The organism is Rathayibacter sp. VKM Ac-2762, from assembly GCF_009866585.1.
GTDB lineage: Bacteria > Actinomycetota > Actinomycetes > Actinomycetales > Microbacteriaceae > Rathayibacter.
On sequence record NZ_CP047419.1, the window covers coordinates 1,496,053 to 1,519,016 of the forward strand.

Below are 22,964 nucleotides of genomic sequence, written 5' to 3' on the forward strand. Positions count from 1 at the left end.
CTGCTCCAGCTCAGGGCCTGCTCCGCGCGCGATGGTCCGGAGCCGTCGGAGGCGTTCGGTCAGCGTTCCCGAGGCCGGCGCCCGAGCCCGACGAGCGGCATCCCGAGCACGGTGCGGACGAGTCCGCCGCCGTCGCGGTCCTCGGCGATCACACGGAGGCCGGTCTTCTCGGCGACGCGCCTCGAGGCGGCGTTGTCCGGGTGCACGAGCGCCACGAGTCGTCCCGCGAGGCGGTGGGCGAGCGCGAGGTCGCGGCAGGCCGCAGCCGCCTCGGTGGCGTAGCCGCGGCCGTGCAGACCGGCCCGCACGTGGTAGCCGACCTCGAGCTCGATCCCGCCGTCGACGCGCTGCCAGGTCAACCCGCAGTCGCCGACGAACTCGCCGTCGAGGGTCTCGACGATCCACAGCCCGAAGCCGTGCTCGCGGTAGTTGCGCCGGTCCACTCGATCCAGGCGGCCGCCTGCTCGCGGTCCTTCGGCGCGGGGTAGTACCGCATCACGACCGGGTCGCCGAGCAGGTCCGCCATGTCGGGGAGGTCCTCAGCGGTCATCTCGCGGAAGCGCAGCCGGGCGGTGGCGGCGGGGATCATCGGGTCGGGCTGCTCGGCCTGCGACTGCGGAGACGGCGACCGGGACCGTCGTCGAGCGCTCGATCCATCCGGCCGCCGCCCCCGGCCCTACTTCTCCGCCTTGGCGGCGGCCTTCGCGGCCTGCTTGGTGGCGCGGACCTTCGTCAGCGACTCCGGCGAGACGATGTCGGCGACCGAGCGGAAGGCGCCCTCCTCTCCGTAGGCGCCCGCGGCCGCGCGCCAGCCCTCCCCCGAGAATCCGCGCTGTTTGCCGAGCAGGGCGAGGAAGATCCGCGCCTTCTGCTCGCCGAAGCCGGGCAGCGCCTTCAGACGCGCGAGGACCGTGCGGCCGTCGGGCTCGTCGCGCGTCCAGACCGCCGCGGCGTCGCCGTCCCAGTCGTCGACCAGAGCGCGGCAGAGGACCTGCACGCGCCCCGCCATGCTCGCCGGGTAGCGGTGGATCGCGGGCGGAGTCCGGCAGAGCTCCGAGAACGCGTCCTCGTCGAAGCCCGCGATCGACGCGGCGTCGAAGGAGGCGCCCTCCGCCTCGAGGCGCTCCTCGATCTTGCGGGGCCCGGAGAAGGCCGTCTCCATCGCGACCTGCTGGTCGAGGAGCATCCCGATCAGCAGCGCCAGCGGGTCGCGGCTGAGCAGCGCGTCGGCGTCGGGATCGTCGGTGATGTGCAGGGCGGAGTCGCGGGTCATCCTCCAGGGATACCACGGACGGCCCCGGCGGCGAGCGCGCGGACGGTCCGGTCGACGAGGTCCAGCGCCGCAGCGAGCTCGAGGTCGCCGACATGGCCGTAGCCGAGGACCAGCGCCTCGGTCGCAGCCCGTCCCGACAGGGCGTACTCGTGCAGAGTGGCGACGAGCAGTCCCTCCCGGAGCAGCGCGGCCGCGACGGCGTGCGCGTCCAGAGGCGCGGGCAGGGAGAGGACGACGTGCAGACCCCCGTCGAGTCCGCTCGCGCGCCCCCACGGCACCGACTCCCCGAATGCGTGGACCAGCTCACGGCGGTGGGCGTAGCGCCGTCTCGAGCGCGTGAGATGCCTCCGGAACGCCCCGCTCGCCATGAACTGCGCGAGCGCCGCCTGCGTCGGACCCGAGGCGGAGGCGTCCTTCTCGTCGTCGAGGCCGGCCAGCGCCCCGCGGAGCCAGGACGCCGGCGGAACGGCCAGGTAGGCGATGCGGAGCCACGGCGAGACGGTCTTCGAGAACGACCCGACATGGGCGACTCCGCCGCCGGAGTCGAGCGAGGCGAGCGCGGGCAGCGGGGCGCCGACGTAGCGGAACTCGCTGTCGTAGTCGTCCTCCACCACGAGCAGGGGGCCGGCCGACGCGCGGCGCACCAGCTCCAGGCGCTCGGCGAGGGCGAGCCTGCCTCCGGTCGGGTACTGGTGCGACGGAGTCACGACGACCACGTCCGCGCCGGAGCTCGCGAGAGCGTCGAGGTCGATGCCGTCGCCGCGCACCGGGACGCCGACGACCTCGTGCCCGTCGGCGCGCAGGCGGCGCCGGACGGCCGGGTAGCCGGGGTCCTCGACGGCGACGCGCACCTCGCGTCCGAGCGAGGCCGAGGCGGCGCGGGCCAGGAGCGCGACGGCGCCCGCGGTGCCGCTGGTCACCACCATGTCCGACGCCTGCACGTCGACGCCGCGGGACCGGCGCAGCTGCTCGGCGATCTGCTCCCGCAGGGCCGGGTCCCCGGAACCCCGAGGAGGCGCCGAGGGCGGCGAGGCGAGCGCCAGGCGCCAGGCGGCCCGCCACTCCGGGGTGTCGAGGGCGCGGGTGTCCGGCCGGCCCGGCCTCAGGTCCGCCGCGGCGGGCGGGACGACGGTCTCCCGGTACTCCGGCCGCGGCTCCTGCGGCGCCGGCGCCAGCAGTCCGTCGGAGGCGACCGTCACCGCTGCGCGCGGGTGGGCGACGAGGTAGCCCTCCCCCACCAGCTGGTCCACCGCGGCGACGACGGAGCCCCGCGAGACGCCGAGCCGCTCGGCGAGCACGCGGCTCGACGGGATCGGATCGCCCGCCCGGTAGCGCCCGTCCAGCACCGCCTGGCGCAGCGCCTCGGCGAGCCCGGCGCGGACCGAGCCGCGCGGCGACGGCCCGAGGAGGAGCGGGATCTCCAGATCGCCCGACGCCATCGACCGCTCCGCTCTGGACCACTCCGATCGCGGCCCAGTGGCATCCTGGCAGATCCAGTCGGCGCGGGACGATTCCGACATGGACAGCCTCCCCGTCACCGACCGCACCCGCGTCTCCCGTCTCCGCGACCGCCAGCGCACCGATCCCGCCGAGCTGCACGCCCTGCTCGACGAGGCGCTCGTCGCCCACGTCGCCGTCGTGCGGGACGGCGCCGCGATCGTGCTGCCGATCCTCTTCGCCCGCGACGGCGACTCCCTCCTGCTGCACGGGTCGAGCGGCGGAGGACTGCTGCGGGAGGCGGCGCGGCACTCGCTCCTCACCGCTTCCGTCACGCTGGTCGACGGACTGGTCGTCGCCCGCTCCACCTTCGACAGCTCGATGAACTACCGCTCGGCGATGGTGATCGGCCGGGCCGAGGTGCTGGAGGGCGAGGAGAAGGCGCGGGCCCTCGATCTGCTGGTGGCACGCCTCCTGCCGGGGCGCGACGAGGAGGTGCGAGCGAGCACCGCCCGCGAGATCGCGGCCACGCTGGTGCTGCGCCTCCCCCTGGCCGAGGCGAGCCTGAAGGTGCGCGCGCACGGAGCCGGCGACGAGCCGGAGGCCGGGGTCTGGGCGGGCGTCGTGCCGCTGGTCACCCGCACGCTCGCGCCGGTGCCGACGGAGGAGGGCGTCGCGGTCCCGGAGTCGGTCCGCCGCTTCAGCGCTGCGGTCGACGGCGCGGTGCCGCCCTGGCGCTGAGCGGACCGGCCGTCGCGGTGCGGTCCGCTACTTGGCGTCCTGACGGGGGAAGACGACCTTCTGCACGACGATGATCACCGAGGCCGCGACCGGGATCGCGACCAGGGCGCCGAGCACGCCCGCGATGGTGCCGCCCGCCACCGCCGCGATCACGACGACCGCACCGGGGACCGAGACGGCCTTGTTCATGATGCGGGGGCTGAGGAGGTACGCCTCGACCTGCATGTAGACGAGGTAGTAGATCGCGGCGACCAGCGCGGTCAGCGGCGAGGCCAGGAGGCAGGCGAGCGAGATGATCACGGCGCCCGAGAGCGTGCCGACCAGCGGGATCAGGGAGCCGAGGAACGCGACGCAGGCCAGCAGCGCCGGCACCGGGGCGCCGATCGAGAGCAGCAGGATGAACGTGAGCACGCCGTTCACGCCGGCGAGCGAGACCTGGCCGACCACGTAGCGGCCCACGGCGCCGGTGATCTCGTCGCCGACCTCGTGCGCCTTCGCGCGGTGCGAGGCGGGGGCGAAGCGGTAGGCGACGGCCTTCATCGAGCGCAGCGACGCGAGGAAGTACAGCGTCAGGATCAGCACGATGACGGCGCCGGTCACGCCGCTGGCGATCCCGGTCCCGACCGCGATCAGTCCGCCGCCGAGCGAGAGCAGGTTGTTGGGGTTGCCGATGAAGCTCTGGACGCTCTCGATCAGCTCGTCGATGTCGATCACGCCGCGCAGCTGCTGCTCGAGGTCGAGCACCCACTGCTGCGAGGCGATGTCGGTGACGATCTGCGGGGCGCTCGTGACGAACATCGTCAGCTGCTCGACCAGGATCGGGATGATGTAGACCAGCAGGCCGGCGAAGATCAGCACCACCGCGGCGAAGACCGCCGTGATCGCGAGCGGCCTCGGCAGGCGCTTGCTCTCGAGCCAGGAGACCAGCGGATCGAGGCCGAGCGCGAAGAACAGCGCCACGAAGATGTAGGTCAGCACCGTGCCCAGCTGCACGACGAGGCCGCCCAGGACGAGCGCCACCAGCACGCCGAGCGCGCCGAACAGGCCGATGCGGAAGGAGCGGATCGTGAAGACCGGCTTCTCCGGGTCGGCGGAGACCACGATGTCCGGCTCGACCGCGGGCTGGGCGGGTGCCGACCGGCGCCGGCGGGAGCGGGCGAAGGCGCGCGGGGTCATCATGGGACGAGCGTAGCGGGGCACCGGGAGGCCGCCCGGCGACCGGCCCACCCTTGACGCGGCCGTTCGAGCGGTGCTCCCGCCCGCTCAGCCCTCCGGATCGTGGTCGTCGACCGCGCCGTCGCCCCGGTGCAGAGCGGCGTGCCGCTCCCACTCGGTGAGCAGGTGCTCGATCGCCTCGTGGAAGCGCCGCGTGGCCGCTCCGGGCGACGTGTCGCCGAAGTAGCGGTGCACCCAGCGCTCCAGCCGCTCGACCGACTCCGGATCGTGCTCGGCGCTGTCGATCCGCGCGATGATCGCGGAGGCGTCCTCGGCGTGCAGCCACTCCGCGTCGCCGAGGTAGCCGCTCTCGTCGACCTCGGCCTCGGCGCTGACGGGCCGGGTGACCAGCAGCGGGCGCCCCGTGGCCAGCCGGTCGTAGACCATCGCCGACACGTCGAGGATCGCGAGGTCGGCGGCGGCGAGCTGCCAGCCGAGCTCGGCACCGGTGTCGTGCACGTGACCGGCGCGCGGATCGGCCGCGTTGGCGGCGGCGATCATCGCGACGATCGCCCGGTCGGCCGCGGCGTAGTCGGAGTCGACCGCGCCGCTGCGGGGATGCGGGCGGTAGACGAGCCGGAACCGCGGGTCGGCCAGGAGCCCGCGCACGAGGGCCGTGCCGTGGCTCCGGATCGAGCCGTAGCCCGCGGCGGGGCGGTCGCCCTCCCAGGTCGGCGCGTAGAGCACCACGCGGCGCTCGTCGGGCGTGAACGGCACGGCGCCGGCGAAGTGGTCCGCCTGAGGACGGCCGATGGCGAGGGCGCGCCTGTCGAAGTCGTAGTCCCAGAGCACGCGGCGCAGCCGGGCGAGGGCGGCGTCCCCGGCGATCATGCTGTAGTCGTACGCCTTGAACTGGTTCGTCGTCATGTACATCTTGTCGCTCTCGCCGTGATTGACGAAGACGTGCCAGCGGCGCCCGTAGCGCATCATCTGGAAGTTGCGGGCGTTCTGGTTGACGTAGAGCACGATCCGCAGCGGCTGGCTCGCGATGGTGCTCTCGAGGTCGGCGACGGAGCGGACGTAGGCGACCGGGACCGGGCTCTCGCGCAGCAGCACCTCCGCGGCGCCGGCGTTGCGGCTGAGCAGCACGACCGGGTGCGTCTCCGCCAGCTCGGCCAGCGGCCGGTACCACTGCCGCAGCTGGTACAGGTTGATGTCGCCGTCGGCGAAGTAGACGCCGATCTCGAACCGGCCCTCGGGCAGCGGCCCGCGCTCCGCGAGCAGCCGGGTCACCGCGTGGCGGGCCCGGCGAGCCGCGAGCAGCTCGCCGCCCACCTTGCGCGCGAGTCGCGCGTCGGTGCGGAGGCGGGCGATCAGGGCACGGGGAGCGGGAGTCATCCGCCCCAGGGTACCGGCGACGGCCCCCGCGCCGGGGGCGTCGCGCGGGCCGATCAGGCCGGGGTCACCCTCAGCCAGACGAACTGCAGCGGAGCGAGACGGAAGCCCTCGCGCAGGTCGACCGCGATCTCGGTGACCAGGTCGACCGCCTCCGCGGCGAACCCGACGAACCGCTCGGCCGCGACCTCCTGGACCTCGTCCGACACGTTCGCGAGCACGAGCACCGACTCCCCGTCGCCGGGGCGCTGGTAGCCGAGCACGTGGTCGTTGACCGGGTCGAAGACGCTCAGCTCGGTGCCCGCGAACATCGGAACGGCCTTGCGCACGGCGATGAGGTGCAGCAGCCCGCCGAAGACCTCGCTCGCGGCCGTCCCCGGGACCTCGCGCTCGTCGTAGCGCTCCGCGGGGCGGCGGGGACGGTTCACCCAGCGCGAGTCGCCGGCCGTCGTCGGATCGTCGAGGTAGCCGTGGTCGTTGAGCTGGCCGACCTCGTCGCCGAGGTAGAGCAGCGGCAGCCCGCCGGTGCTCAGGGCGATCGAGTGCGCGAGCAGCACGCGGTCGATCCCGTAGGCGTCGCCCGCCTCCACTCCGGCGAGGGACGCGGTGGTGCCCGAGACGCGGCGGTCGCCGGTGCGCGGATTCTCCTGGAACGGCACTCCGCGGGCGAACGTGCCGTCGAACCGGTCCGTGTAGAAGTCGTTGAGGAACCGGCGGTGGCCGGCCGCGTCGATCCCGAGCTCGGCGGCGTCCTCGTCGGCGAAGGTCCAGCCGATGTCGTCGTGCCCGCGCACGTAGTTGACCCAGGCCGTGCCCTCGGGGAGGGCGTGCCGGCGCTCGAGGGCCTGCGAGAGGAGACGGACGTCACGGGTGGCGAGCGCCTCCCAGGTGAGCGCCATCTGCAGCGGGTTGTACGAGAGCTGGCACTCCTCGACGTCGATGTACTCGATCACCTCGTCGGGGTGCACGATCGCCTCGGACTTGAACAGCAGCGCCGGAGCGGCCAGGCGGCAGACCTCGTTGAACGCGCGCAGCAGCAAGTGCGCCTGCGGCTGCGACTCGCAGGTGGTGCCGAGCTCCTTCCAGATGAACGCGACCGCGTCCATCCTCAGGGCGTCGACGCCCTGATTGGCGAGGAAGAGCATCTCTCCCGCCATCGCCCGGAACACCTCGGGGTTGGAGTAGTTGAGGTCCCACTGGTAGCGGTGGAACGTGGCCCAGACCCAGCGCCCGTCCTCCAGCTGAACGAAGGAGCCGGGATGGTCGTCCGGGAAGATCTCGCGCGTCGTGCGCTCGAAGGCGTCGGGCTGCTCCCGGTCCGGGTAGATCCAGTAGTAGTCCTCGAAGCGCTGCTCGCCGGCGAGCGCGCGCTGCGCCCACTCGTGCTCGTTCGAGGTGTGGTTGAAGACGAAGTCGACCACGAGTGCGATGCCCTGCTCGCGCAGCTCGGAGGCCAGCCCGCGGAGCTGCTCCATGTCGCCGAGGTCCGGCCGCACGCGCCGGTAGCTCGAGACCGCGTAGCCCCCGTCCGACTCGCCCTCGGGCGCATCGAAGAGCGGCATCAGGTGCAGGTAGTTCAGGCCGATCTCGCGGAGGTACGGGATCTCGGCGCGCAGCCCCTCGAGGTCGCCCGCGTAGCGGTCGACGTAGCAGACCCCGCCCAGAGCCTTGTTCGAGAGGAACCAGGTCGGGTGCTGCTCGCGGGCGCGGTCGAGCGCGCGGAGCTCCTCGGGCCGCTCCTCCCAGGAGGCGGCGGCGAGCTCGACGATCGCGACCAGCTGGTCCTCGAGGTCGTCGCGGCCGGCGTACACCGTGGCGAGCAGATCGACCAGGCGCGGGAGGTGCTCGTCGAGGCGGCCGGAGAACTCGTCGTCGACGGCGCCGAGGCGCTCGCGGACCGCCGTCAGGAGGTCCGGTCCGGCAGGGGTCGCCTCCGCCTCGGCGCGCTCGGGCGGGGAGAGCTGGGTCGAATCGAACACCGTCGTCCTTTCGGGGGCCCCGGCGGGGGCGGATTCCCCGATGCTAGACGATCGGCGGACGCCCGGCGAACGCCATCCGGAGCACCGTGCGGGCCGAGAGGACGCGCCGGCCGCCCGGATCCGAGCGCCATCCCTCCCGCCAGCCGGCGAACCAGGCGCGCAGGGCGGCCGGGTCGCGCCGCCAGCGGAGGCACTGGATCGCGGTCCAGGACCCCACGTAGACGAGCGCCAGAGGTGCGGCGAGATTGCGGCGGGCGAGCCAGACGCGGTTGCGCGCGTTCAGCCGGTAGTAGTCGGCGTGACGGGTCGGCTGGATGACCGGGTGCTGGGCGACGAGCTCTCCCGCGTACCAGGCGGTGCGACCCGTGTCCCAGACCCGCCAGGCCAGCTCGATGCCCTCGTGCGCGTAGAAGAACGGAGCCGCCCAGCCGCCCGTCCGGGCGAACACGTCGCGCCGCAGCACGACCGCTCCCTCCCAGACCGAGAAGACGGGGCCGGAGCGGCGGGGGTCGCCCTTGAGGATCCGCGGGATCCAGCGCCTTGGGCTCGGCGTGCCGTCCGTGCTGTCGACGCGGGGCTGCACCAGGCCGATGCGGCGGTTCGAGGCGAGCAGCGCGATCGCGTCGACGAGGAAGCGGGGAGACGGGATCCGGGCGTCGTCGTCGAGGAAGAAGAGGTACTCCCCCGCGACGGCGTCGACTCCGGCGTTCCGGCCCGCGGGGATGCCGAGGTTCTCGGGCAGCGCCAGGGCGCGCACTCCCTCGGGCAGGCCGTCGGGCTCCCAGCCGTTGCCGACGCAGACGACGTCCAGCTCGACGCCCTCCTGCGCGAGGACGCCGGCCAGCCCCGCGGCGAGGTCGTCGGGCCGGGTCCCCTGCGTCAGGACGACGACGGCGACCCGCGGCTCAGGAGCGGACACGCTTGGACGCCATGATCGCGACGAAGTGGCCGACCAGGGCGAGGAGGGCGAGCGGCAGCAGCGCCCCGACGAGGACCCGGTCGGCCGTGCCCGCTCCGACGACGAGGCCCACGAGGGCGGTCGCGAAGGCCAGCATCGTCAGCTCGACGGAGTGGTAGAGGCGGTGGAAGGGCAGGAAGCGGGCCGCGCGGCGAAGCCCCGCCAGCCCGGACGAGGACGGCACCGCCTCGCCCTTCGTGTCCGCCAGCTTCGTGAGACCGGCGTTCGCGCGCGCCACGTGCACCATGTCGTTGAGCGCCTTGTTGAGGACGATCACCAGGGCCAGGGCGAAGCCGATCGTCGTCCAGAGGAAGTCCGCCGGCGCCTCGAACGGGACGCCCGCCGCCCGCAGTCCGAGCGCGATCGGGATCAGCGCCTCGGTCGTGTAGTGCCCGACCTTGTCGAGGAACACGCCCGCCGGCGAGGACGTGCGGCGCCAGCGCGCGACCTCGCCGTCGCAGCAGTCCACCAGCATCTGCAGCTGGCCGAGGAGCAGCGCCAGCGCCGCTCCGGCGATCCCCGGGATCAGGAGGGCTGCCGCCGCGCTCCAGCCGACCAGGATCATCAGCCCGGTGACGCCGTTCGCCGAGATCGAGGTCTTCAGCAGCAGCCAGGTCAGGTAGGGCGAGAAGCGGCGCAGGTAGAGCGACGCCGTCCAGTGCTCGGCGTTGCGGCGCCCGCGCACCTCCGGGGGCTGCGCGACGGCGCGCAGCTCGGCGATGGAGCGGGGTCTCGTCGTCGTGGTCATGCGCCCCTCGGCGAGTCGGACCGCGGCTGGTGGCGGTGGGCGGAGATGTTGCTGGTCAGCCCGGCGAAGCCGAGCACGAAGCCGGTCCCCCAGGCCACGTGGACCGCCGGGATGACCACGGCGAACCACAGCATCGCACGCGCGCCGTCCGGCCGCGCGACCACGAGAGTGGCCGCCGCCACCAGGAGGAGGTAGGCGGCGGGCACCGCGAACCCGAGCAGGAGCCAGGGCGCGGCTCCGGCGAGCACCTGGACGACTCCCGCCAGCCCGACGAGCAGCCCGATCGCGAGCATCGCGACGAGCACGGGCGGAGCGAAGTAGCGCAGCGACCGCGAGGCCGGGAACATCCGGGTGAGCTCGCCCCGCCACATCCCGGTCGAGAGGAACTGCCGGAGCAGCGCGCGCATCGAGGGCCGCGGCCGGTAGGTGACGGTGAGGCGCGGAGTGAACCAGACGACCTCGCCGCGCTCGCGCAGCCGCCGGTTCAGCTCCCAGTCCTGCCCGCGCTTGAAGCGCTCGTCGAACAGGCCGGCGCGCTCGAGGGCGGAGCGGCGGAAGACGCCGAGGTACACCGTGTCGGCCGGGCCCTCCTCGCCTCCCACGTGGTGGGGCGTGCCGCCCAGCCCGATGCGGGAGCCGTAGGCCCGGGCGACCGCGCGCTGGAACGGGGTGAGGCCCTCCGCCGCCATCACTCCGCCGACGTTCGCCGCTCCGGAGCGCTGCAGCGCCTCGACCGCCGTGCGCGCGTACTCGGGCGGCAGGACGGAGTGCGCGTCGACCCGGACGACGACCGGGTGGCGCGAGGCGCGGATCGCGGCGTTGAGGCCCGCAGGAGTGGAGCCGACCTCGTTCGGCACGACGCGGATCCGCGGGTCGGCCGCGCTCAGCTCGGCGACGAGCTGCTCCGTGCCGTCGATGCTCGGGGCGACGGCGAGGACGACGTCGAAGGGGCCGGTGTAGTCCTGGTGCAGCAGCGAGTCGACCGCGGCGCGCACGTGGGCGACCTCGTTGAGGACGGGCATGACGTAGGAGACGCCGGGCAGGTCGGAGAGGTCGTCTTCCGGGATCTCGTGCTGCATGGGTCCAGTTCGTGCGGGAGGAGCGCGGGCGCAGGGATCCACCACCCTACCAGCGGGGAGCGCCGCGCCCCGGGCCGGGCCCGGACGCGGAACAGCCCCCCGGGGACGGATCCTCGAGGGGCTGTGCGCGGCGGCGGAGCACAGCCCCCCGGGGACGGATCCTCGAGGGGCTGTGCGCGGCGGCGGAGGGTCAGCCGGCGGCCATCTGGCCGAGCGTCGCCTTCGCCTGGTAGCTCTGGCCGTTGCGGACGTAGGTCAGCTCGACCGCGGCGTTCGCGGCCTGCGCGCGGACCTGCGCGGTGAGGTCGGACGCGCTCGTGATCGGAGTGCTGTCGATCGCGGTGATGATGTCGCCCTTGGCGAGACCGGCCGCCTGCGCGGCACCGCCTCCGGAGACCTCCTCGATGCGGGCGCCCAGGACGTCCGCGGTCGAGTCGGAGACGCTCGCGCCGAGCAGGCCGTGCGAGGCGGAGCCGTTCGCGATGATCTCCTTCGCGATGCGCTCGGCGATCGCGCTGGGGATCGCGAATCCGACTCCGATGTTGCCGGACTGGCCGCTCGAGGAGGACTGGCCGGCGCTCGCGATCGCGACGTTCACGCCGATCAGCTCGCCGTCGCTGTCGAGCAGCGCGCCGCCGGAGTTGCCCGGGTTGATCGCCGCGTCGGTCTGGATGACGGGCAGCGAGATGGTGCTCTTCGCCTGGGTCGGCGCCTGCTGGCCCGGGATGTCGAAGTTGAACGGGCTCTCGGTGCCGCCGCTCGAGCTGTCGCCCGAGTCGTCCGGAGCCGCCGAGGAGGCGACCTGGATGCTGCGGTTGAGCGCGCTGACGATGCCGTCGGTCACGGTTCCGGAGAGGCCGAGCGGGGCGCCGATGGCGACCGCCGTGTCGCCGACGTTGATCTTGGTGGAGTCCGCGAACGTCATCGGGCTGAGGTCGGTCGCGCCGGTCAGCTTGATGACGGCGAGGTCGAGGGTCGGGTCGGTGCCGACGACGGTCGCGTCGAAGATCCGGCCGTCGCTGGTCGTGACCGAGACGGCGCCGTTCGCGATCTCGCCGTCGAGGGTGACCACGTGGGTGTTGGTCAGGACGTAGCCGTCCTTCGAGAGCACGATGCCCGATCCGGTGCCGGCGGACGAGCTGCCGCTCACCGCGATGGTGACGACGCTCGGAGTGGCCTTGGCGGCGACCGCGGTGGCGGTCGTCGCGTCCTCGGCGTTGTTGACCGTGATCGTCTGCGAGCCGCCGGCGGAGACCACGCGGGTCCCGCCGCCGTTGGAGGCGGACCAGAGGCCGAACACGCCGGCTCCCGCGACTCCGCCCACGACCGCGCCGATGGCGAGCGCCGCGACGACGCCCACTCCGGCTCGGCGCTTCGTGGCGGTGGGGGCGGGGGTGTACTCGGCGCCCGGGCCGAAGGGGCTCGAGGAGGGCGGCTCCTCGGAGCCGTGCAGGGTGTTCGCGGCGGGCGGCGCGTACTGCCCGTAGCGGGCGGGCTGGGAGACGGGCTGCGCCTCGTTGCCGGCCGTCGCGTTCGGCGTGTACGGCGGCTGGGGGGCCGAGGAGGAGGGGTAGGGGACGGTCGGGTTCTCGCTCTCGCGGTGCGCTCCGCCCCGGTGGATCGGCTCGGTGGGCCCGGTGGTCGAGGACGACGCTCCGGAGCTCTCGCCGGGGGTGCGCTCGGTCGCCTCTCGGGCGCCGGACTCCGTCGGCGTGGTGGGTTCCTCCGGCTGACGAGGACCCTCGTGACTCTCGGTCATGGGTGCTGCTCCTTCCAAGCGGGGATAGCTTGGCGATCGTACCTGGGGGTTTCTTATGACGGGCCTGCGAGCGGGAAATGAAACCGGCCGGACTGCTCGAGCGGGCACACTGGGCACGTGAGCATTCCCGGATCCTGGTCCCGCGCCGCGGCGGGCGCCGGCCTCCTCGGCCCCGGCGGCGAGGTCGCCGCCACCGTCTTCAGCGAGATGAGCGCGCTCGCCCTGCGCACCGGAGCGGTGAACCTCGGCCAGGGCTTCCCGGACGAGGACGGCCCGCGCGAGATCCTCGACGCCGCGCGCGACGCCATCGCGTCCGGGCTCAACCAGTACCCGCCGGGTCCCGGCTTCCCCGTCCTGCGCGAGGCGATCGCCGCGCACCGGCTGCGCTTCTCCGGGATCGCCCTCGACCCCGACGGCGAGGTCCTCGTCACCACGGGCGCCACCGAGGCCCTGGCCGCGGCTCTGCTGGGCCTGCTCGAGCCGGGCGACGAGGTCGTCACCTTCACTCCCCACTACGACGCCTACGGAGCCCTGATCGCCCTCGCCGGAGGGGTGCATCGCACCGTGCTCCTGCGCGGCCCCTCCTTCGCGGTCGACCACGACGAGCTGACCGCCGCAGTGAGCGACCGCACGCGCGTCATCCTGGTGAACGACCCGCACAACCCGACCGGTGCCGTCCTCCCGGCCGAGACCCGCGAGCTGATCGTGCGGCTCGCCGAGCGGCACGACGCCGTGATCCTGACGGACGAGGTCTACGAGCACCTGCGCTTCGACACCCCGCACGTCCCGCTGGCCTCCCTTCCCGGAGCCTTCGAGCGGACGCTGTCCGTCTCCTCGGCGGGCAAGACCTTCAGCACCACGGGCTGGAAGATCGGCTGGGTGACGGGCCCGCGCGAGCTGATCACGGCCGTCCTCGCCGTGAAGCAGTTCCTCACCTACGTCAGCGGCTCGACGTTCCAGGGGGCCGTCGCCCTCGGGCTCGGGCTCCCGGACGCCTTCTTCACCGGCGCGGCGCAGACTCTTGCGGCCAAGAAGGACCTGCTGTCGGCGGGCCTGGCTGCTGCGGGCTTCGGCGTCGCGCCCTCCTCGGGCGGCTACTTCGTCGTCGCGGACGCGGCACCGCTCGGCTACGACGACGGGGTCGCGCTCTGCCGGGCGCTCCCGGATCTCGCGGGAGTGGTGGCGGTGCCCGTGTCGGCGTTCTGCCGCCCCGAGGACGCCGCTCCCTACCGCTCGCTCGTCCGCTTCGCCTTCTGCAAGCGGTTCGAGGTGCTGGAGACGGCGGTCGCGGGCCTCGCCCGCATGGCGCGCTGAGGAGCCGGCCTCAGCGGATTCGGTCGGATGCCCGGCGCCGTCGGGCCGGGGCGGCGGTCAGAGCGGCAGCACCCGGAAGCGCCGCAGCGCCAGAGCGGGGTTCTTCGCGCGCGCCGCGTCGATCCGCTCGCGCGAGACCCAGGCGACGGCGACATCCTCGACCTCGCCGAGGGTGACGGTCTCGACGCCCATCGGATCGACGATCATGCTCGTGCCGACCCCGATCGGCGGGGTCTGGTCGGCTGCGACGAGGTACACCGTGTTCTCGAGCGCGCGGGCGGTGACCAGCGTCCGCCAGTGCGCCTCCTTGAGCGGGCCGCGCACCCACTCGGCCGGTGCCGCGATGACGTCGACCCCGGCGTCGACCAGCCAGCGGCTGACCTCCGGGAAGCGCAGGTCGTAGCAGGTCTGCAGCCCGACGACGAGGCCGCCGACCTCGAACGTCTCGGGTGCGGCGATCTCCCCCGCGGCGACCCACTCCGACTCGGTCTGGCCGAAGGCGTCGTACAGGTGCAGCTTGCGGTAGCGGGCCACGAGCGCGCCCTCGGGGTCGAGCGCGACGAGCGTGTTCGCGATGCGGCGCCCGTCCACCGCCTCGACCATGCCCGCCACGAGGTGGATCCGGAGCTCGCGCGCGAGCGCCGCGAGAGCCGTGACGAACGGGCCGTCGAGCGCCTCGCCCGCCGCGACCAGCTCGGGCCCGAGCGGATCGGTGAAGGCGGAGCTGTACTCCGGCAGCACCACCATGCTCGCGCCGCGCTCGGCGGCGATCCGGGCCAGGCGCCCGATCGTCGCGATGTTCGCCTCCCGGTCCGTCGAGGGGGCGAACTGCGCCACGGCCATGCCGACGGCGCCGGTCATCAGCTCGGCGGGTAGAGGAAGAGGGCGACCTGGGAGGCCGGGATGGTGCGCTTGTGGTACGCGTGGTCGTTGCCCCAGTTGTACTCCTCGAGCGAGACCGTGCCGTCGGAGTTGACGGCCTGCACGTAGGCGACGTGGTTGCCGGTGAACCAGGCGACCGCGCCGGGGACGGGCGTGCTGCTGGTCACCCAGCCGTGGGAGGCCCACTGGCCGGCCCACGCGTAGGCGCTGCCTCCGCCCGGGGTCATGTTGCCCCAGGTCCACTTGAAGGGTGCGCTCGTCGAGCCCTGGTCGCGGTTGATCCGCCAGGCGACGAAGTCGACGCACTCGCGGTAGTAGTACCGCAGCGGCGAGAGGCCGCCGCCCTGGTCGTCGGTGAGCTGGTCGCGCCAGGGGTAGTCGTCGCCCTCCTCGCGGGGCGTGACCGAGGTGCTGGTGCCGCCGCTGCCCGCGGCGGCGCCGTCCGCGCCGGTCGTGCCTGCCGCGGCCTGCGCCTCCTGGGCGAGGCGGGCGGTCTCGGCGTCGCGGGCGGCCTGCTCGGCAGCGGCGAGCGCGCGCGCCTGGGCGGCCGCCTCGTCGAGCTGGGCCTGGGTCGGTGCGGTGAAGGAGTCGCGGATGACCTGCTCCTGGACCGCGGTCGGCGCGACGGTGAGCTTCTGGTTGCCGAGCGCCTGCACGCGGGCGGCGGCCTCGACGGCGGCCTGCGAATCGGGTGCCGGGTCGAAGGAGTAGGCGGGGAGCGCGGAGACCGCCACGAGGCCCGCGATGGCGGCGAGGGCGACCGTGCTGACGGTCGCGCGGAAGACACGGCCCCGGCGGCGCCGCACGGGGCGGACGGGCGTGAGGACCGGAGTGGCGACGCGTGCCGCGGGCAGCGCGTGCGGCGCCTGCCGCGGGCTCCGCCGGGTCGGGCGGTCGCCGAGCCCCTCGTTCGAGCCGTCGTCCCCGCGTTCGTCCCTCACAGCAGCACCCCTCGCATCGAGATCGAGCCTAACGTGCGGGCCGGTCCGGCACACGCGTCGGCGCGGAGCGTCGGGAGGCCGGTCCGCGGATGCGGGTCGCGCGAGACCGGCTCGCGGTCGGCGGCGCCGCGGGCGGATCCGACGGTGACGCGGACGGGCGACCGGAGTAGCGTCCGGAGCGGAGCGGGCGCGACGGTGCGGCCGCGGGACGGAGGACGGCGATGATCCGGAGCGAGAGGGCCTTCAGCGGCTTCAGCGTGGACGACGTGGAGGCGGCGCGGGCCTTCTACGGCGGAGTGCTCGGGCTCGAGGTCGAGCTGAACGCGATGGGGATCCTCGACATCCGGCTGCCGGGCGGAGGCCGCGCGATCGCGTACCCGAAGCCGGACCACGAGCCGGCGTCGTTCACGATCCTGAACTTCTCGGTGGAGGACGTCGACGCGGCGGTCGCCGAGCTGCACGCGGCAGGCGTCACCACGGCGATCTACGACGACCCGTCGCTGCCGACCGATGCGGACGGAGTGATGCGCGGCCACGGGCCGACGATCTGCTGGTTCCGCGATCCGGCGGGCAACGTGCTGAGCGTGATCGAGGGCGATTGAGGTCTCCGCCCGCCCACTGTCAGCCGCGGGCAGCACGTCCGCGACCTGTGTTAACGACGAAAGCCGGCCCTTCTCAGGACCGGCTTTCGCTTTCTTGTTGCGGGGGCAGGATTTGAACCTACGACCTCTGGGTTATGAGCCCAGCGAGCTACCGAACTGCTCCACCCCGCGGCACAAGAAGAGACATTACACGCGTTCCGGCGCCGGTGCAAATCGACGCGGCGGTGGGAGCGGGCTCCGGTCTCAGGCGGGCTTGGCGGCGCGCAGCGCGGCGCTCCCGTCCACGCTCAGCCCGACCGCCGTCAGGGCGGCTGCGAGCTCGGACGAGGTGCGCGACCAGGTGCGGACGTCGGCGTCGACGGGAGCGGACGACGACGCGGCGACGAGCACCGCGCCGCCGGGGGCGACGAACCACTCCACCAGCCGCGCCCACTCCTCCAGGTCGGGGAGCCACGAGACGACGCCGGCGCTGCAGAGCACGACGTCGAACGAGTCGGGCTCCGGCAGCATGTGCCGCAGCTCGTAGAGGTTCGCGCAGACGAAGCGGGCGGAGCCGGCGAGGTCCCTGTCCGCGGCGGCGGCGCGTGCTCGGCGCACCGCGGGCATCGAGAAGTCGACGCCCACCACGCGGGCGCCGCGCTCGGCGAGCTCGAGCGCGTCGAGCCCGTCGCCCGAGCCGAGCTGGAGGATCCTCGGCCCGGGGTCGAGGAGCGCCGCGGTGACGAGCTCCGGGTGGAGCGCACCCTCGCCGGTGCGCTCCTCCCAGTACGTGCGGTTCAGCTCGAGCCACTCCCCCGAGCGGAGGTGCTCGCCGCGGTCGACCTGCACCATGCGGGCTACTGGCCGCCCTCGGCCTGCAGCGCCCGCGAGAGCGCCTCGGTCAGCTGCTCGTCCGCCGCCGCGAAGGCGGTGAGGTCGCCCGCCTTGAGGGCGTTCTCGCGAGCCGTGAGTGCGTCCCGCGCGTCGTTCAGCGCCTGCTGCAGCGCCGTCTGGTCGCCCGTGGCCGGCGTGGAGCCGGTGCCGCCGGTCGTGCCGCCCGCGTCGCCTCCGGTGTCGCCGCCCGAGGTGCCGGTGCCGGCGTCCGGAGTCGTCGGCGTGCCGGTGTCGCCCGCGTCGGCTCCCGAGTCGCCGCCGAAGAGGCTGTCGAGGGCCGCGTCGAGGGTGTCCTCGAAGGCGATGTCGTCACCGAACGCGACCAGCACCTTCTGCAGGAGCGGGAAGCTCGTGTCTCCGTTGGAGCGCACGTAGATCGGCTGGACGTAGAGCAGGCCGCCGCCGACCGGCAGCGTGAGCAGATTGCCCCTCGTGACGGTGGTGTCGCCGCGGGAGAGGATGTTCAGCTCGTTCGCGACCGTCGGGTCGGTGGTGAACGCGTTCTGCACCTGGCCGGGGCCGGGCACCGTGTCGTCCTTCGGCAGCTCGAGCAGGCGGAGCGTGCCGTAGCCGTCGGCCACGGAGCCCGCCGTCGAGCCGGCGTCGGAGTCGGCCACGAGGTAGCCGGTCAGCACGTTGCGGCTGGCCTGCGCGCCCTGGACGCTCGCCGGGATGTACGTCGAGTAGAGCGAGTACGACGGCACGTCCTGATCCGGCGTCTGCAGCGTCAGGTAGTACGGAGGCTGCAGGCTGGTGCCGGTCGCGGCGGCCGTGGTCGCGGCTCCGCTCGTCGGGTCGTTCGGCGTCGCCCAGGCGTCCTCGCGGGAGTAGAAGGAGCCCGCGTCGGTGACGTGGTAGGTGCCGAGGACCGCGCGCTGGACCTTGAAGAGGTCCTCCGGGTACCGGACGTGGCTGAGCAGCTCGCCCGACATGTCGCTCACGGGCTTCACCGTGGTCGGGAAGATCTTCTGCCAGGTCTGCAGGATCGGGTCCTCGGTGTCCCACGCGTAGAGCGTGACGCTGCCGTCGTACGCGTCGACGGTCGCCTTCACCGAGTTGCGGATGTAGTTGACGTCGTCGGTCGGGAACTGCTGCTGCGTGTTCGTGTCGGCGATCGCCTGCGAGAGGCTCTGCACCTCCGAGTACGGGTAGTCGGCCGAGGTGGTGTACCCGTCGACGACCCACTTCACGCGGCCGTCGACGACGGTCGGGTAGGCGTCGGAGTCGAGCTTGAGGTACGGCGCGACCTTCTGGACGCGCTGCACGGGATCGCGGTCGTAGAGGATCTGCGAGTCGTCGTTCACGCCGTCCGAGAGGAAGATCTGCTCGGACTGGAACTTGATCGCGTAGACGAGCTTCTTGAAGACGTTGTCGAGAGCGGGGCCGCCCTCGCCGTCGAAGGTCGTGTAGGTCTGCTGCGCGCCGTCGGTGCCCGAGGGGTAGTCGAGCTCGATGTCGCGCGAGTCGTTGCCGCCCACGATCGAGTACGGCGGGGAGTTCTCGCCGAAGTAGATCCGCGGCTCGTAGTCGCCGAGGTCGCCCGTCGTCGGGACGCCGGACTCGATGAACACCGGCTCGCCGTCGGCCGATCGCTGGTTGCCGTACGCGGCGACCAGGCCGTAGCCGTGGGTGTAGACCAGCGTCTGGTTGTACCAGGTCTGGTTGGTGCCGAGGCCGTTGAGGTTCAGCTCGCGGACGCCGACCACGGCGTCCTGCGTCGATCCGTCGATGGAGTAGCGGTCGACGTCGAGCGCGTTCTGCGTGTCGCCGAACTTGTAGTACTGGCGGAACTGCTGCAGCTGCGAGAACGCGTCGGTGACGACGGCGGGGTCGAGGATGCGGATGTTCGCGGTGGTCTCGGCGTCCGAGCGCAGGGCGCCCGGCTCCGCGTCGGTGGTCGCGTCGTAGGGGATGACGTCGACGTCGCTGACGCCGTAGGCCTGGCGCGTCATGTCGATGTTGTTCTGGATGAAGGGCTGCTCGAGCGTGCGCTCGTTGGGCTCGACCTGGAACTTCTGCACGATCCAGGGGTAGAGGGAGCCGACGAGCAGGCTCGACACGATCAGCAGCGCGGTGCCGATGACCGGGAAGCGCCAGCGGCCGATGAAGGCGGTGACGACGAAGAGGATCGCGACCAGCGCCGCGATGCCGGCCAGGATCTGCAGGCCCGGGATCGTCGCGTTGACGGTGGAGTAGGTGGCGCCGGTGATGCGGGGCCCCTGCTGCGCGAGCGTCGCGTACTGGTCGAGCCAGAGGCTGACCGCCTGCACGGCGAGGTAGAGGGCGGCGATGACCGCCAGCTGGATGCGCGAGGCCTTCGAGATGCGGATCTCGCGGCCGTTCACCCGGATCGCTCCGTAGAGGTAGCCGGTGGCGAGGGTCGCGAACGCCGAGATCAGCAGGACCGCCGACGCGAAGCCGACGATGCTCTGGTAGAAGGGCAGCTCGAAGAGGTAGAACGACGTGTCGAGGCCGAACTGCGGATCCGTGGTGCCCGAGGGCGTGCGGTTCCAGAAGGTGAGGCTCGTCTGCCAGCGGGTGGCGGAGGAGACGCCGGCGAAGAGGCCGAGCACCGCGGGGATCCCGAAGGTGGCCAGGCGCCGCAGCGGCTCCACGACCTGCTGGTAGCGGTCGATCTGCGAGTTGAGCTTCGCGTAGACCGGCCGGAGGCGGTACGCCAGCATCAGGCTGATGAACACCGGCACGGCCATGGCGACGAAGCCGATGACGAAGAGACCGCCCGCCGCCGCCCACTGCGTCGTGAGCACGGAGAGGAAGCCGAGCTGGTCGTACCAGAGGATGTCGGTGTACAGACCGGCGAAGACGAAGAACGCCACCACCAGGACGGCCACCACCACGACAGTGACGGCGAGGACGCTCCGTCTCTTCCGCGGCGGGGTTTCGGTTGCTGTGGAACTCACGTGAGGGCCTCTTGCTGTCGAGATGTGAGGGGAGGCCACCCATGCTATGCGACGGCTGTCCGGCTCACCTGGGCGTCGACCCGGGGTCGGCGGGCGGGATCAGTCGAGGGGAGCGGCGGTGCTGCAGTCCGGCAGCCCGGAGGTGTCGCCCGCGGCGATGCCCTTCAGTGCGGCGAGGGCGTCGTCGAGGGTCGAGACCGCGAGCACGTCGAGCCCGTCGGGGACGTGGCCGACGACCTCGTTGCAGTTGGTCGCGGGGGCGAGGAAGTACTCGGCTCCGGCACCCTCCGCCCCGTAGAGCTTCTGGCGGATCCCGCCGATGGCGCCGACCTCGCCGGCCGCGTCGATCGTGCCGGTCCCGGCGACGCTCCGCCCGCCGTTGAGCTCGCCCTCGGTGAGCTTGTCGATGATCCCGAGGGCGAACATCATGCCCGCGCTCGGCCCGCCCACGTCGTCCAGCTGGATGTCGACCTCGAACGGGAAGTCGAAGGCCGCTCCGGGGAGGACGCCGATGACGGCGGCGCCGTTCGAGTCGCGCGGCGTGACCTCCACCTCCTGCCGGACGCCCTCGCGCTCGATGCTGACCTGCACCGGGGAGCCGGTGCCCAGGGTCTGCAGGGTCGCGCGCAGGGCGGTCGCGTCGGCGACAGGGGTGCCCGCGACCGCGAGGATCTCGTCCCCCGCCTCCAGGACGCCCTCGGCCGGGGAGCCCTCGGGCACCTGCACGACCGAGACGCGCTGCTCGACGGGGTAGCCGAGCTCGGTGAGCGCGGCGGCGATCGCCTCCTGCTGGGAGTCGGTCATCTCGGCCTGGTTCGCCTCGTCGCGCTCCTCGACCGTGGAGGAGGGAGGGAAGATCGCGTCGACCGGGACGACCGCCTTGGTCCTGTCGAACCAGGCGCTCGCGACCTCGACCCAGGTGGGCAGGCTCTGCGGGTTGCCGACGACCGACACGGTGAGCATGTCGAGCGTGCCGGCCGTGGGATAGGTGGTGCGGTCCGGGATCGAGATGAGGGGCACGTCCTTGCTGCTGCCCAAAGTGTCGAACACGGGGCCGGGCTGCTCGATCACGTAGGGGGCGGGCGCGACGCCCAGACCGACCACGACGGCGACACCCGAGAGGAGGACGACCGGTCCGACCCACGGGCGGCGCGGGGAGGAGGAGGGGCGCGGGTCGTCGGAGAACAGCGACACGGGGGCCTTTCTGGCAACGGGTGGAGCGGCTCCGCCGGGATGTTCGCGGCGGGCGGAAGCGGGCTGGGCCCGAGCGGTGCTCTGCACGCCGAGGCCCCGGGCGCTCGGGCTAACGTAGCTTGCACGACTGGGAGTCGCGCCGGAACCGGCGCCCTGTGCAGGGCCGCGGAGGCGGTGCGGCGACCGGATTCACGTGAGCGACGGAGGGCTGATCCCGATGGCCGATGGCGACAGTGCGGACCGAGCGGGCGGCGGCTCCGAGGACGAGTTCCGGGAGATGCTGCGGCAGTTCCTCTCGGGGAACGGCCCGGTCGACCCCTCGCAGCTCGCCGGAGCGGCGGGACTGCCGAACGACCCGGTGGCCCTGCAGAACCTGCTCTCGCAGCTGCAGAGCGCGATGCAGCAGAACGGCGACGGCGGCGTCAACTGGACGCTCTCGCTCGAGCAGGCGAAGCAGCTCGCGCGCGCCGAGTCCGCGCCGGTGTCCGACTCCGTGCGGGCTCCGATCGACGCGGCCTTCGGCGTCGCCGCGCTCTGGCTCGACGAGGTCGCGTACGTCTCCGAGCTGAGCCGCACGCCGCGCTCGATCAGCCGCCTCGAGTGGATCTCCCTGACGATGCCGGTCTGGACCCAGCTCGCCGAGCCGGTGGCGCTGAGCATCTCGGACGCGCTGACCCGCGTGCTCCGCGAGCAGGCCCCGGAGGAGATGCAGGCGATGATCGCCGGTGCCGAGGGCATGATGCGCGGGATCGGCGGCACCCTGTTCGCCCTGCAGCTGGGCCAGGTCGTCGGGCAGCTCGCCGCCGAGGTCGTCTCGGGCGGCGACATCGGCATCCCGCTGCTGGAGGAGAACGACGCGGCGATCCTGCCGCAGAACGTCGCCGCGTTCGGCGAGGGCCTCGACATCCCGCTCGACCAGGTGCAGCTGTACCTGGCGGTCCGCGAGCTCGCGCACGCCCGCCTCTTCCGGCACGGCAAGTGGCTCCGTCTCGCCCTCATCTCGCAGATCACCGACTTCGCGCGCGGGATCAGCATCGACACCACCCGCCTCGAGGAGCTGGCCGAGGGCTTCGACCCGTCGAACCCCGAGGAGCTCCGCGACGCGATGACCTCCGGCGCGCTCATCCCGCCGAAGACGGAGGAGCAGCTCGCCGCGCACGGCCGCCTCGAGACCGTCCTCGCCCTCATCGAGGGGTGGGTCGACGTCGTCACCGCGGCGGCGACCACCCGCCTGCCCAGCGCCGGGGCGATCGCCGAGACGGTCCGCCGCCGCCGCGCCTCCGGCGGGCCGGCCGAATCCGCCTTCGCCACCCTCGTCGGCCTGGAGCTGCGCCCGCGCCGCCTCCGCGAGGCCGCCGCGATGTGGCAGGCCGTGACCGACGCCGTCGGGCCCGAGGCCCGCGACTCCCTCTGGTCGCACCCCGACCTGCTCCCCGGCTCGGAGGACCTGGACGACCCGAGCGCGCTCGTCGCCCGGCTCACGGCCGAGGCCCGCGGCGAGACCCCGGAGCCCGACGAGATGGACCGCGCGCTGGAGGACCTGCTGAACGGCACGATGCCGCGCGAGGGCGACGGCGCCTCCGGAGACGCTCCGGACACGACCGACGACGCCGGCTCGCCGGACGACGACGACCGCGGCTCCTCCCCCACGGGCGACCGCCCCGTCTGACCCCCCGTCCGGCGCCCGCCTGTGGACAACTCGCGCGGCGCCGG

The 22,964-nt window shown here is 73.2% G+C and carries 20 protein-coding genes and 1 tRNA gene; 4 read left to right on the forward strand and 17 right to left on the reverse strand.

What is annotated here, in order from left to right; translation table 11 throughout:
• Positions 1 to 59: 59 nt before the first annotated feature.
• From GTU71_RS07105 to GTU71_RS07115, 4 genes are all read right to left on the reverse strand, one after another.
• Positions 60 to 443 carry a GNAT family N-acetyltransferase gene (locus GTU71_RS07105; protein ID WP_347877619.1) on the reverse strand — a complete coding sequence of 128 codons (384 nt, stop codon included), beginning with the start codon at positions 441 to 443 and terminating at the stop codon, positions 60 to 62.
• Positions 356 to 589 (reverse strand): GNAT family N-acetyltransferase, encoded by a 234-nt coding sequence (locus tag GTU71_RS16580; protein WP_347877621.1) that lies wholly within the window; start codon positions 587 to 589, stop codon positions 356 to 358. The genes GTU71_RS07105 and GTU71_RS16580 overlap by 88 nt, the downstream gene beginning before the upstream one ends.
• 87 nt (positions 590 to 676) lie before the next feature.
• Complete coding sequence (locus GTU71_RS07110) at positions 677 to 1,273, reverse strand: HhH-GPD-type base excision DNA repair protein (RefSeq protein WP_104283829.1); 597 nt, start codon at positions 1,271 to 1,273, stop codon at positions 677 to 679.
• The gene (locus GTU71_RS07115) at positions 1,270 to 2,712 is read right to left on the reverse strand and encodes a PLP-dependent aminotransferase family protein (protein ID WP_159939556.1); all 1,443 of its coding nucleotides are present in this window, start codon (positions 2,710 to 2,712) and stop codon (positions 1,270 to 1,272) included. The genes GTU71_RS07110 and GTU71_RS07115 overlap by 4 nt, the downstream gene beginning before the upstream one ends.
• A 79-nt stretch (positions 2,713 to 2,791) precedes the next feature.
• Here GTU71_RS07115 and GTU71_RS07120 point away from each other — a divergent pair, with 79 nt between their 5' ends.
• A complete protein-coding gene (locus GTU71_RS07120) occupies positions 2,792 to 3,451 on the forward strand; it encodes a pyridoxamine 5'-phosphate oxidase family protein (RefSeq protein WP_159939557.1) in 660 nt (219 codons plus the stop codon).
• A 27-nt stretch (positions 3,452 to 3,478) separates the two neighbouring features.
• Here GTU71_RS07120 and GTU71_RS07125 read toward each other — a convergent pair whose 3' ends face one another.
• The 7 genes from GTU71_RS07125 to GTU71_RS07155 form a co-directional block, all read right to left on the reverse strand.
• On the reverse strand, positions 3,479 to 4,630 hold the full coding sequence (locus GTU71_RS07125; protein WP_244229611.1) for an AI-2E family transporter: 1,152 nt from the start codon (positions 4,628 to 4,630) through the stop codon (positions 3,479 to 3,481).
• Positions 4,631 to 4,714: 84 nt separating this feature from the next.
• Positions 4,715 to 6,004, reverse strand: coding sequence for a hypothetical protein (locus tag GTU71_RS07130; protein ID WP_244229610.1), 1,290 nt, complete (start codon positions 6,002 to 6,004; stop codon positions 4,715 to 4,717).
• 53 nt (positions 6,005 to 6,057) lie between these two features.
• Positions 6,058 to 7,908: an amylosucrase gene (locus GTU71_RS07135; protein ID WP_159941132.1), complete on the reverse strand. Its 1,851-nt coding sequence runs from the start codon at positions 7,906 to 7,908 to the stop codon at positions 6,058 to 6,060.
• A 115-nt stretch (positions 7,909 to 8,023) separates the two neighbouring features.
• Entirely contained in the window at positions 8,024 to 8,899 is an 876-nt protein-coding gene (locus GTU71_RS07140; RefSeq protein ID WP_159939558.1) for a glycosyltransferase, read from the reverse strand.
• A complete protein-coding gene (locus GTU71_RS07145) occupies positions 8,886 to 9,686 on the reverse strand; it encodes a CDP-alcohol phosphatidyltransferase family protein (protein WP_104223579.1) in 801 nt (266 codons plus the stop codon). The genes GTU71_RS07140 and GTU71_RS07145 overlap by 14 nt, the downstream gene beginning before the upstream one ends.
• The gene (locus GTU71_RS07150) at positions 9,683 to 10,765 is read right to left on the reverse strand and encodes a glycosyltransferase family 2 protein (protein ID WP_181067779.1); all 1,083 of its coding nucleotides are present in this window, start codon (positions 10,763 to 10,765) and stop codon (positions 9,683 to 9,685) included. The genes GTU71_RS07145 and GTU71_RS07150 overlap by 4 nt, the downstream gene beginning before the upstream one ends.
• A 190-nt stretch (positions 10,766 to 10,955) precedes the next feature.
• A complete protein-coding gene (locus GTU71_RS07155) occupies positions 10,956 to 12,524 on the reverse strand; it encodes a trypsin-like peptidase domain-containing protein (protein ID WP_104272714.1) in 1,569 nt (522 codons plus the stop codon).
• Positions 12,525 to 12,641: 117 nt separating this feature from the next.
• On the opposite strand from GTU71_RS07155, the gene GTU71_RS07160 reads away from it, so the two are divergent.
• Positions 12,642 to 13,838 (forward strand): aminotransferase class I/II-fold pyridoxal phosphate-dependent enzyme, encoded by a 1,197-nt coding sequence (locus GTU71_RS07160; protein WP_159939559.1) that lies wholly within the window; start codon positions 12,642 to 12,644, stop codon positions 13,836 to 13,838.
• Between the two features lie 57 nt (positions 13,839 to 13,895).
• On the opposite strand, the gene GTU71_RS07165 is transcribed toward GTU71_RS07160, so the two are convergent.
• The gene (locus GTU71_RS07165; RefSeq protein ID WP_104262671.1) at positions 13,896 to 14,699 is read right to left on the reverse strand and encodes a carbon-nitrogen hydrolase family protein; all 804 of its coding nucleotides are present in this window, start codon (positions 14,697 to 14,699) and stop codon (positions 13,896 to 13,898) included.
• On the reverse strand, positions 14,699 to 15,661 hold the full coding sequence (locus GTU71_RS07170) for a CHAP domain-containing protein (protein ID WP_104262670.1): 963 nt from the start codon (positions 15,659 to 15,661) through the stop codon (positions 14,699 to 14,701). The genes GTU71_RS07165 and GTU71_RS07170 overlap by 1 nt, the downstream gene beginning before the upstream one ends.
• 221 nt (positions 15,662 to 15,882) lie before the next feature.
• Here GTU71_RS07170 and GTU71_RS07175 point away from each other — a divergent pair, with 221 nt between their 5' ends.
• Positions 15,883 to 16,263 (forward strand): VOC family protein, encoded by a 381-nt coding sequence (locus tag GTU71_RS07175; RefSeq protein WP_104226951.1) that lies wholly within the window; start codon positions 15,883 to 15,885, stop codon positions 16,261 to 16,263.
• 97 nt (positions 16,264 to 16,360) lie between these two features.
• Here the strand turns inward: GTU71_RS07175 and GTU71_RS07180 are convergent.
• From GTU71_RS07180 to GTU71_RS07195, 4 genes are all read right to left on the reverse strand, one after another.
• Positions 16,361 to 16,434 (reverse strand) — tRNA-Met (locus GTU71_RS07180).
• Between the two features lie 72 nt (positions 16,435 to 16,506).
• Positions 16,507 to 17,094: a methyltransferase domain-containing protein gene (locus tag GTU71_RS07185; protein ID WP_159939560.1), complete on the reverse strand. Its 588-nt coding sequence runs from the start codon at positions 17,092 to 17,094 to the stop codon at positions 16,507 to 16,509.
• 5 nt (positions 17,095 to 17,099) lie between these two features.
• Positions 17,100 to 20,057: a UPF0182 family protein gene (locus GTU71_RS07190; protein ID WP_181027225.1), complete on the reverse strand. Its 2,958-nt coding sequence runs from the start codon at positions 20,055 to 20,057 to the stop codon at positions 17,100 to 17,102.
• A gap of 99 nt (positions 20,058 to 20,156) precedes the next feature.
• Positions 20,157 to 21,251 carry a PDZ domain-containing protein gene (locus tag GTU71_RS07195; protein WP_104233183.1) on the reverse strand — a complete coding sequence of 365 codons (1,095 nt, stop codon included), beginning with the start codon at positions 21,249 to 21,251 and terminating at the stop codon, positions 20,157 to 20,159.
• Between the two features lie 217 nt (positions 21,252 to 21,468).
• On the opposite strand from GTU71_RS07195, the gene GTU71_RS07200 reads away from it, so the two are divergent.
• The gene (locus GTU71_RS07200; RefSeq protein WP_104238192.1) at positions 21,469 to 22,920 is read left to right on the forward strand and encodes a zinc-dependent metalloprotease; all 1,452 of its coding nucleotides are present in this window, start codon (positions 21,469 to 21,471) and stop codon (positions 22,918 to 22,920) included.
• Positions 22,921 to 22,964: the final 44 nt, after the last annotated feature.

What these genes read in the sequence shown, in the direction of transcription:
- GTU71_RS16580 (WP_347877621.1), bottom strand. Translation starts at nt 589, where the DNA reads ATGATCCCCGCCGCCACCGCCCGGCTGCGCTTCCGCGAGATGACCGCT.
- GTU71_RS07110 (WP_104283829.1), bottom strand. Translation starts at nt 1,273, where the DNA reads ATGACCCGCGACTCCGCCCTGCACATCACCGACGATCCCGACGCCGAC.
- GTU71_RS07115 (WP_159939556.1), bottom strand. Translation starts at nt 2,712, where the DNA reads ATGGCGTCGGGCGATCTGGAGATCCCGCTCCTCCTCGGGCCGTCGCCG.
- GTU71_RS07120 (WP_159939557.1), top strand. Translation starts at nt 2,792, where the DNA reads ATGGACAGCCTCCCCGTCACCGACCGCACCCGCGTCTCCCGTCTCCGC.
- GTU71_RS07125 (WP_244229611.1), bottom strand. Translation starts at nt 4,630, where the DNA reads ATGATGACCCCGCGCGCCTTCGCCCGCTCCCGCCGGCGCCGGTCGGCA.
- GTU71_RS07130 (WP_244229610.1), bottom strand. Translation starts at nt 6,004, where the DNA reads ATGACTCCCGCTCCCCGTGCCCTGATCGCCCGCCTCCGCACCGACGCG.
- GTU71_RS07145 (WP_104223579.1), bottom strand. Translation starts at nt 9,686, where the DNA reads ATGACCACGACGACGAGACCCCGCTCCATCGCCGAGCTGCGCGCCGTC.
- GTU71_RS07150 (WP_181067779.1), bottom strand. Translation starts at nt 10,765, where the DNA reads ATGCAGCACGAGATCCCGGAAGACGACCTCTCCGACCTGCCCGGCGTC.
- GTU71_RS07155 (WP_104272714.1), bottom strand. Translation starts at nt 12,524, where the DNA reads ATGACCGAGAGTCACGAGGGTCCTCGTCAGCCGGAGGAACCCACCACG.
- GTU71_RS07165 (WP_104262671.1), bottom strand. Translation starts at nt 14,699, where the DNA reads ATGACCGGCGCCGTCGGCATGGCCGTGGCGCAGTTCGCCCCCTCGACG.
- GTU71_RS07175 (WP_104226951.1), top strand. Translation starts at nt 15,883, where the DNA reads ATGATCCGGAGCGAGAGGGCCTTCAGCGGCTTCAGCGTGGACGACGTG.
- GTU71_RS07185 (WP_159939560.1), bottom strand. Translation starts at nt 17,094, where the DNA reads ATGGTGCAGGTCGACCGCGGCGAGCACCTCCGCTCGGGGGAGTGGCTC.
- GTU71_RS07200 (WP_104238192.1), top strand. Translation starts at nt 21,469, where the DNA reads ATGGCCGATGGCGACAGTGCGGACCGAGCGGGCGGCGGCTCCGAGGAC.